5 protein-coding genes are annotated in these 9,395 nt (G+C 69.0%); all 5 read right to left on the bottom strand.

Features of this window, described 5'->3' with window-relative positions; genetic code table 11:
- Positions 1-26 precede the first annotated feature (26 nt).
- On the bottom strand, positions 27-677 hold the full coding sequence (locus AB0F61_RS32455) for a hypothetical protein (RefSeq protein ID WP_357817692.1): 651 nt from the start codon (positions 675-677) through the stop codon (positions 27-29).
- A gap of 27 nt (positions 678-704) precedes the next feature.
- A complete protein-coding gene (locus AB0F61_RS32450; RefSeq protein WP_357817689.1) occupies positions 705-3,125 on the bottom strand; it encodes a family 43 glycosylhydrolase in 2,421 nt (806 codons plus the stop codon).
- 191 nt (positions 3,126-3,316) lie between these two features.
- On the bottom strand, positions 3,317-5,869 hold the full coding sequence (locus AB0F61_RS32445; protein WP_357817686.1) for a family 43 glycosylhydrolase: 2,553 nt from the start codon (positions 5,867-5,869) through the stop codon (positions 3,317-3,319).
- 185 nt (positions 5,870-6,054) lie between these two features.
- Entirely contained in the window at positions 6,055-6,768 is a 714-nt protein-coding gene (locus AB0F61_RS32440; RefSeq protein WP_357817684.1) for a GAF and ANTAR domain-containing protein, read from the bottom strand.
- Between the two features lie 190 nt (positions 6,769-6,958).
- Entirely contained in the window at positions 6,959-9,355 is a 2,397-nt protein-coding gene (locus AB0F61_RS32435; protein ID WP_357817682.1) for an RICIN domain-containing protein, read from the bottom strand.
- Between the last annotated feature and the right edge of the window lie 40 nt (positions 9,356-9,395).

Below are 9,395 nucleotides of genomic sequence, written 5' to 3'. Positions count from 1 at the left end.
GCTGGTGGTGGTGGACGTGCTGTCGTTCACCACCGCCGTGGAGGTGGCGGTCGCCCGGGGAGGAGGCCGTTCGAGCTGTACTCGCCGGCGGCGACCTCCGCCGGCGTACGCAGGTACAGGTCGGCGTTGACGGAGTACGAGTCGCTGGCGACGGCCTCGGAGTCGAAGGCCGAGACCAGCAGCTCCTGGTCGACGAGGCCGACGTTGTTGCCCGGCAGGGTCGCCTCGTCCAGCGTGGTCACCACCTCCTCGCCCTCGGTGACCAGGCCGGTCTCCCCGCCGTCGAGCAGGCGGGGCTTCCAGCCGAAGTGGTCGGCGGTGATCGGCGCCTGCCCGGAGCTGCCCGCGAAGTCGGTAGCGCTGCCGAGCACCGCCCAACCTGCCCCGTCGGGCACCTCGTCGGCGACGCGGGTGTCGGTGACCGTCACCGTCGGCAGCGTACCGACGAACTGGCGGACCAGCAGGGTCGAGCCGTCCTCGGACAGCGCGACGGCGTCGCCGGCGATGGACAGGGCGAGGACGCCCGGTTCCCTGATCTCGTCGATGTCGACGGTGACCCGCACGCTGGCGTCGTCGTCCGGTTCGGCCAGGGCGGGCGACGGCAGCACCGCGGCCCCGGCCAGCACCGCGCCGACGGCACCGGCCGCGAGTCGCTGCCGCCGTTTGTCTGTGTTCATGTGGTCTCCGTTCTCAGCCATGAGGGGTTATCCGCCGCAGGTGCCGGCGGGTTGGTGCACGGTGCGGACGGTCGTCACGTCCTGTCCGCCGACCGCCCCGGTCACCCGGACCGTCGCCGAACCCGCCGGCACGGAGACGGCACGCGTGTTGAACGACTGGTACGCGTTCGCGCCCGGCGCGACGGCCGCGAACGAGCGCTCGCCGTACGGGGTCTCCAGCGAGATCCCCACCGGCGCGTCATGGTCGTTGCGCGCCTGCACGGCCACGTAGACCTTGCCGCCGACGCACCGCGCCGACGCGGTGACCGTGACGGGCAGTTCGAGGGTGGCCGCCTGGAAGGACCAGTTGTCGATCTCGAAGAGGTCGACGCCCGCCGGGCCGGTGTAGGTGAAGTACACGTCGTGCACGCCGCTGACGCCGTCGAGTTCGGCGGTCACCTCGGCCCACTGGCCGACCGTTGCGTCGACAGCGACCGTGCCGACAACGGGACCGGTGGCGGTGTCCAGCCGGACCTGGATCTGTCCGCCGGCGGAGAGTGCTCGCACCTTCGCGGTGACGCTCCGCGCGCCCTTGTCGCCGAAGTTCACCGAGGACAGCGCGGTCCAGTCGCCGTTGTCGATGTCACGGACCACCAGGTTCGGTGCCGCGCCGCCGAACTGGGCGGAGCTGCCGTCGACCTTCGTGGTCGCGACGCCCTTGCTCCAGCCGAACGTCTCGGCCTCAAAGACGCGGTACGGATCGAAGTCGCGGACCTGGTTCACACCAGCGTAGGTGCCGACGACCTGCTGGATCGTGCCATCCGGGTTGAAGGCCAACTCCTGGATGTGCGGGCTGCGGTAGCCCTGCGTCGTGTTGCCGTTGATGCGCTTGTTCAACGTCGGGGCGTGGTAGGTGAAGTAGTACTTGCCCTCGAACTCGAAGACCGACTGGTGGTTGTTGCCACCGGTGCCGGCCCCGAAGAACTGCGACTGGTTCGGGAAGAGCACACCGGCGTAGGTCTCCTTCGGCCACGACATGGGGTTGTCGGAGATCAGGTAGCCGATCTGGCCACCCCCGGGGTAGCCGGGCAGCGGCTGCTGGCTGCCACCGAAGTCGTTCCCGCCGAAGTGCGACGAGTACGAGAAGTAGTACCTGCCCTCACGCTTGAAGACGTGACCCGCCTCGAACGCGACAGGGGCGTCGACCACCGCTGCCGTTCCCTGGGTGGCGACCATGGTGTCGTCGAGTTCGATCGCCCGGATGTTCTTCGGGTTGTTGAAGCGCTCGGCCGGCGGCATGCTCGTCGACGCGGGGCCACCACCGAAGTAGAGGTACGGCTGACCGTCGTCGTCCACGAACGGGGCCGGGTCGAACTTCCACGCGACGGTCTCGGCACCGGGGGTGCTGCCGTTGATCAGCGTGCTGGTGCGCTCGCTGGTCCACGGGCCCAGCGGCGACGCACCCGTGATCACGTTGCTGGAGCCGCCCCCGTTGGCGTAGTAGAGGAAGAACTTCTCCTGACCGTTCACCACCTTCTTGGTGATGCCCGGCGCCCACGAGTTGGCGGTGAACGGGGCCACCCCGTTCGGGCCGGCGACCTGGATCTCACCGTGGTCCGTCCAGTTCACCAGGTCCGCCGAGGAGATCACCGTGATCTGGTTGATGTCGCCGTAGTTGATCCCCGGCGAGACACCCGTGGTCGGGTTCGGAGCGTAGCCCTGGGTGTCGTTGGTCATGTACATGTAGACCCGGCCGTCGTGCACGAAGCCGAAGCCGTCGGCACCGAACTTGTGCCCGATCAACGGGTTGTGCTCCCCGGGCAGCTTGCCGACGACCTCGATGGTCTTCGACGCCGGCGCGGGCGGCGCGGCGCCGACCACCGACACGTCGTCGAGTTTGAAGTCCATGAGGTGCAGGTCCGGATCGGTGGACGGGGTGGCCGTCCACGGGGTCTCGAAGAACAGGCGCGCCGTCGAGACGGCCTGCCCCGCCGGGATGGTGAACGTCCCGTTGAACTGCGCCCACTGGCCCTTCGTCGCCGTCACGCTCAGCAGGTTGGTGTAGGTGCCGCCGCCGTAGTGCATGGTGGCGAAGAACTGCTTGGTGGCGGGTCCGCTCGCGTTCTCGTACTTGATGCGGGCCGTCAGGGTGTAGGCCTGGCCGGCCTGCACCTTGCCGCTGAGGTCCTGCATCGGCCCGGATCCGGTCGTCGTGCGGCTGGTCACGAGCGCGGCGTTCGCGCCCGAGTAGGCATCCGACGTGGCCGACAGCTGGGCGCCGTCGGAGGAGTTTCCGTTGTTGACGAACCAGCTCGCCAGGCCGTCCTCGAACCCGCCGTTGACGATGAGATTCGTGTCGGCGGCCTGGACCGGCGCCGCCCCGGTGACGAACCCTGCGGCCAGCATCAGGCCGACCGTCGCGAGCGCTGCGACCCGTCCTCGGGTCGCGCGTCGCCTTCGTTGTTCCACGAGACATCCTCCTTCATCTCTGACGTGCGGTCATCGGTGTACGGGGGATCGGTGGCTGTGGGTGGTCCGGACATCAGGGGTCGACCGCCACCGGCTCGACCACGGCCGGCGGCGCGGACAGGTCCGCTGTTCCGCGCCGCACGACCGGTCGCCGGTGATGCTGGTCGATGAGCCGAGGGCTCGTGGTGGGGTTATCCGCCGCAGGTGATGGCGGGGTGCTGCGCCGTGTGCACGGTGGTCACGTCCCGGCCGCCGACCGCTCCGGTGACCCGGATCGTCGCCGAGCCGGCCGGCACCGACGTCGCGCGCGTGTGGAACGACTGGTAGACGTTCGCCCCCGGTGCCACTGTCGCGAACGACCGGTTGCCGTACGGGGTCTCCACGGCGATCCCGACCGGCCCGTCCGAGTCGTTGCGCGCCTGCACCGCCACGTACGCCTTGCCGGCCAGACAGCGCGCCTGGGCGGTGGCCGTGACCGGCAGTGTCGCGAGCACTCCGAGCCGGGCCAGTTGGTAGCTGAGTGCCCGCTCCGGGGCGTCGACCTGGTTCTGGGTGCCGAACTGGCCGGCTCGCGCGGACGTCGCCGCCGCGAGCGCGGACCGCGTGGCGGCCCAGGCGTCGGCCGGGTAGTGACGCGCGTCGAGGGTCTGCGCGTGGGCGATGGCCGCGTCGAGGGCGGTGGTGTCCAGCGGCCGGCCCTGCGCGGTGAGCGTGTCGCTGAGCAGGTAGTTGTCGAAGTCGACGTGCCCGCCGGTCTCCTGCGTCGCGTAGGTGAACAGACCCACCCGGTGACCCATGAAGTGCGCGAGGCTGCCGTCCAGCGCCTGCGGGCCGACGCGGTTACCCAGCCGGGTCCAGGTCAACCCGTCGAGGCTGTAGTAGAACGTCGTCCACAACTGGCCGACCGGTGAGGAGAAGTCGAGATCCGCTTTCACGTGCACCTCGGTCGCGTCGCCCAGCGCCACGGTCGTGCCCGCCACGAAGTTCTCCAACGTCGACTGGTCGAGGTCTACCGCGAACGGCTGCGACCGGTTGACCACGCCGAGGGTGTTGACGCCACCGACGCGCTTGACCGCCACGTACGAGAACCCACGGTTGTACGCGGCCAGGCCCGCGACGTCACCGTTCTTCATGGCGGAGATGTCCATCCGGGTCTCCACCGACTGCCGTGGCCCGAACGTCCGCTGCGAGAGGGTGTTGCGGGCCTCCTCGAACCAGGCCAGCTCGGCCCGGTTGGACAGCTTCGTGTAGACGTACTGGCCGGTGACCACCTTGCCGGCGGTCAACCGCAGCCAGCCGTCGCGGTCGGTGAGCGACCAGTACCTGTTGTCCGGTGCGTGGTTCCACTCCCACGCCAGGTCCAGCCGCGACCCGTTCGGGGCGACCTCCGCCGGGTCGATCGTCTCGGGGATCGTCCACTGCTCGTCCTGGTACGCCTTGTGCGGCGCGTCGTTGGCGAAGTCGTCCGAGGCGACGATGCTCTTCTGGCGCTCGAAGACCTCCTCGGCCGGACTGAGCGGGATCGGCTTGTCGAACACGCCGTTGACCGGCACGACGCCGTTGGTGCCGAAGGTCGGCCACCCGTCCTGCCAGGTGGCGGGGATGAGCGCCGGGATCCGCCCGATCGGGAACGTGTCGCGGAAGAACATGCCGTGCCAGTCGGTCCGGCCGTCGGCGCGGCTGATCGGCACCAGGCTGCCCTGCGCGAAGCCGTTGGAGTTGAGCACCCCGCGCGCCTCGTAGGTGTTGACTCCGCCGGCCGAGGTGTAGCGCCCGAGCAGGTCCTTCGACCGGAACATCACGACCTGGCGTCCCTGCCCGGACGGCCAGGTGATGATGACGGCGTAGTACCAGCCGTCGATGTGGTAGACCTGCGCGCCCTCGAACAGCCCGCCGATGAACGGCTGCCCGGCGTAGTTGTTCGCCGTGAAGATGTTCGGATAGTCCTGCGCGACGGCCGTCAGGTCGGCGTTGAGGCGTACCGCGCTGGTGCCGCCGGAGCCGTAGAAGATGTACGGCGTGCCGTCGACGTCGAAGAAGAGCGACGGGTCGTGCAGACCACGGCCGAGGGCGGTGCGCTGCCACGCACCGTTCTCGATGTCGTCGGTGCGGTAGAGGTATGCCCCGTTGAGGTTGTTGGTGTTGAAGACGGCGTAGAACATGCCGTCGTGGTAGCGCAGCGACGACGCCCACTGGCCCTGGCCGTACGAGTTCTGGCCGTTGCGCAGCGAGAACGAGTCGCCGATGCTCGCCCGGTCGAAGACGTAGTTGACGATCTCCCAGTTGACGAGGTCGTACGACTTCATGATCGGCGCGCCCGGGCTCAGGTGCATCGTCGTGCTGATCATGTAGTAGATGTCGCGGCCCTCGTCGTTCTCGGCCGCGGGCACCCGCTCGACGCTGATGTCCGGCACGTCGGCGTTGAGCAGCGGCACCGAGTAGGTGCCGGCGCCGGTGTCGGTCGAGGTGTACGACGAGCGGGGTGTCCACGCCTCGGCGGCGTGCGCGGCGGCGGGTGTGACCACCAGGCTCGCGCCGAGGACGACGGCGACTGATGCGAGCGTGCGCACCGGGCCGGGCGGACGGGTGTGGACTGTGGATCCGAGGCGGGTCAACGCGTCGGCGAGGTGGTCGAGCACGGCGTTCAGGCTGGTCGGCAGGGATCTGCGGATGAGGCTGGAAGCTCGCAGGCGGATCGACACGGCCAAGGTGGACTCCAGACGCGAGAGCGGCGTGAAGGCCATCGTGTTATCGCTAACAATGCCTGTCAAGAGCATCAATGAAACCTGCCCGAAGTATCCCCGTAACACCGCGTACCCGGCCGGACTGGCTGTTCCACGTCGCCGCACGGCGTCACCGCCGCACCCCGATTGTCGACGGGCCGCCCGCGCCGACGCACGGGCGGCCCGTCCATGGCCGGGTCCGACCCTCACCTTCGGGTGCTGTCCACCGCACTGGCGACCAGGGCCGCGGCGACATCACGCACCTTGCGGTTGGTGTCCTGGGAGATCTTCGACAGCAGCGCGAACGCCTCTTCCGACGAGCAACGCCGCTCCCCCATGATGATTCCCTTGGCCTGCTCGATCACCGCCCGGTTCCGCATCGCCTCCTGCATCTGCTCCGCGAGGGTGGCGGCGTTGTCGTACGTGTGGGCGTTGGCAAGTGCCACCGCCGCGTACGCGCTGAACCGCTCGGCGACCGTGATCGCTGCTGGATCGAAGGCGTTCGCCGAGCCGCCGTAGACGTTGAGCGTGCCCACCACCGACTGTTGGATCGGCAACCCGATCGACAGTGAGCTGCCCACCCCGGCGGCGCCCGCCCGCTGCGCCCACTCCGGCCAGCGCTGCTCGACGGCCATGTCCGGCACCGAGATCGTGTCACCGCTGACCGAGGCGTCCAGGCACGGGCCCCGCTGCTGCTCGTACTGCCACTCGTCCAGCTCGCGGGCCAGCTTGCTGGTGAACGCGGCGGTCCACCCAGCCCGGTCCCGGACCAGGGTGACGGAGACGTCCCGAGAGCCGGGAACGCTCTGATTGGCAAGCGTGGCGATCCGGTGCAGCATGTCGTCGAGGGTGATCTCGTCAAGTCTGATCCGGCCCAGCTCGGCCAACGCGTCGGCGGGGTCCGCTCTCGGCTGCGTCATCGCATAGTCCTTGTCGGCGGCCGGCAAAGGCCGGCGGGGAAAGGGACGAACAGGCAGCCACCCGGCAGCACCCCGCCGGACCGGCCCCTGTCCACTCCCTCCCTACCCTCGCGGCACACGCCGCACACCGCGCGGATCCGGGCTGGGGCGACATCACCCCAGCCCGGACCCGTTGCTGCCCTCGGTTACGTCAGCTGCGGACCTGCCACTGCTGGTTGGTGCCGCCGCTACAGGCCCAGAGGATCAACTTCGTGCCGTTCGCCGTCGCGGCGCCGTTCGCGTCGAGGCAGAGACCCGACTGCGCGCCGGTGATCGTGCCGTTGGCGTTGATGTTCCACTGCTGGTTGGCCTGACCGTTGCAGTCCCAGATCACCACTGTGGTGCCGTTGGTGGTGCCCTGGCCGGAGGCGTCCAGGCACTTGGTGCCGTAGATCATGAGCTGCCGGCTCGCGGTGTGGGTCCACCGCTGGTTGGCGGCGCCACTGATGCAGTCCCAGATCTGGGCCTGCGTGCCGTTGGTCGTGCTGGAGTTGCCGATCTCGGCACAGCGGCCGGACTGGACGCCCACGAGCTGCACGTTCGTCGGGTTGGTGCTGCCGCCGCTCTGCACGCCAGCCGTGTTGATCACGGTCTGCGCGCCCGACGGCCAACTGCCGTTGCTGACCGTGACGTTGCTGTTGACGACGTTGCCGCGGTCGCCGTTCGTCACGTTCGTGCTGCCGTTCGTCGACCAGTTGTTGGTGACGGTGAAGTTGCCCATGTTCTCGGCGTAGAAGTAGTTGGCGGTCGCCCAGGTGCCGGTCGAGGAGAACACGTTGTTGCGGGCGGTGTAGTAGCGCGAGCCCTCGTCGAAGTAGAGCCCGAACCAGCCGTTGGTCCGCAGGCAGTAGTTCTGGGTGATGGATCCGCCCGGGTTCGCCGACAGCGTGTAGATGCAGCCACCGTCGGTCATCTGCTGCATCACGTCGTGGATGTAGTTGCCGACGACCTGGTTGTTGGCAGCGGTGGTCGCCGTCGTGTAGCGCGGCTGGTAGTTGTACAGGCCCCGGTTCGCGTAGTGCTGGCTGCCGCCGGCGTCGTTGGCGCCCCAGCCGTAGCCGACCGACAGACCGGTGTACGGCATGTTGTAGACCTCGTTGTGCGAGACCAGCGAGGTGTTCACGTAGGTGGTCAGGATCGAGACGACACCCCGGTACTCCAGGCCGAGATCGTGCACCCGGTTGTTGCTGATGGTGATGTTGCGGTTGACCATCCGCTGGTCGCTCGGGTGGTGGGCGTCGGCACGCACGCCGCCCACCACGATGCCACCGGCGGAGTTGCGGGCGATCTCGGAGCGGGTGACGGTGATGTTGCTGGCGCCCAGGCCGACGCCGCTGGCGTGGGCGTTGGCGTCGTTGCCGATGCCGATGGCCGTCTGCCCCAGGTTGACGAACTGGGAGTCGCTGAAGGAGATGGTGTTGGCGGCGGAGACCTGCACCGCGGCCGGCATCTGCGCCCAGCTCGGGCGGGTGGCCTCGAACAGCGGGCAGCCCTCCTGGCAGGAGGTCAGCGCGTCGGACGGGCGGGCCCAGGAGCCGACGATGTGCGCGCCGGTCTGCTGGTCGGCGAAGCCGTTGCTGCTGCTGGGGCCGAGCCAGCTCGTGCCGGTGAAGGTGATCCCGCTGAACGAGATGTGGTGCGCGGGCGCGTCGAGGGTGCCGCCGACGTTCACCAGGGACTGCAACTGCGGCAGCTCCACGCTCACGGTGCTCATGTTCTGCCCGGCGAGCGGGATGTAGTTGAGCTGGCCGCTGCTCGGGTTCAGATACCACTCCCCCGCCGAGTCCAGGAACTCGTACGCGTTGGCCAGGTAGAACGGGCCGGCGCGGTGCGGGCGGGACAGGGTGTCGAACCCGAAGGTGTTGTTGTTCCAGGCGGGCTGCTGCATCGTCAGGAAGTTGCCGCTGATGCTCTGCACCGGCGAGTACCGGTCGGTGAACGAGCCGACGCTCTCCACCTCGACCCGGTTCTGGTTGCCGAGGTTGTTGAGGTAGTTCAGCGCGCTGTTGCTGAACCGCATACCGGAGGTGGTGAAGGTGAAGTCGGCCCGGTTGACGGCGGTACGCGCCCGGGTGGCGACGGCCCCGTTGACGTAGAGCTGACGGGAGTCGAGCCCGGCGGGAACGTTGGCCCGCCAGATGTTCTTCCCGGAGTCGACGAGTGACCAGCCGGTGACCGCACGGGCGCCGGTGATCGTCGGACGCGCCGAGGCGGCCGCCCGCCAGATCACCTGGTAGCCGTTGTTGCCGGAGTCGGCCGCGGTCAGCCGCATCGGCGACGAGAGCCGGTACACACCGTCGGCCAACTCCACGACGATGTCACCGGACATCGTGCTGTTGGCTGCCCGGACCGCGGTCTGCGCGGCGGACAGCGAACAGGGTTGGGCAGCCGAACAGCTCGTGCCGGTGCCGGAGGGCGACGCGTAGAGGGTGGTGGTGGCGGCGAGCGCGGGGGACGCCGAGGCGGTCACCGCGACCAGAGCGGTCAACGCTGACGCGGCGGCGCCGGCCAACAGCCGCCGCAGCGGTGGAGTGGACGAGACGGACACGGGACGGTGCTCCTGACTCTAGAGGGGGGTGGCGGGCAGG

The sequence above is a fragment of the Micromonospora sp. NPDC023888 genome, from assembly GCF_040639415.1.
Taxonomy (GTDB): Bacteria; Actinomycetota; Actinomycetes; order Mycobacteriales; family Micromonosporaceae; genus Micromonospora.
The sequence above is the reverse complement of the archived record's forward strand: the minus strand, read 5'-3'. Positions and strand labels throughout refer to the sequence as shown.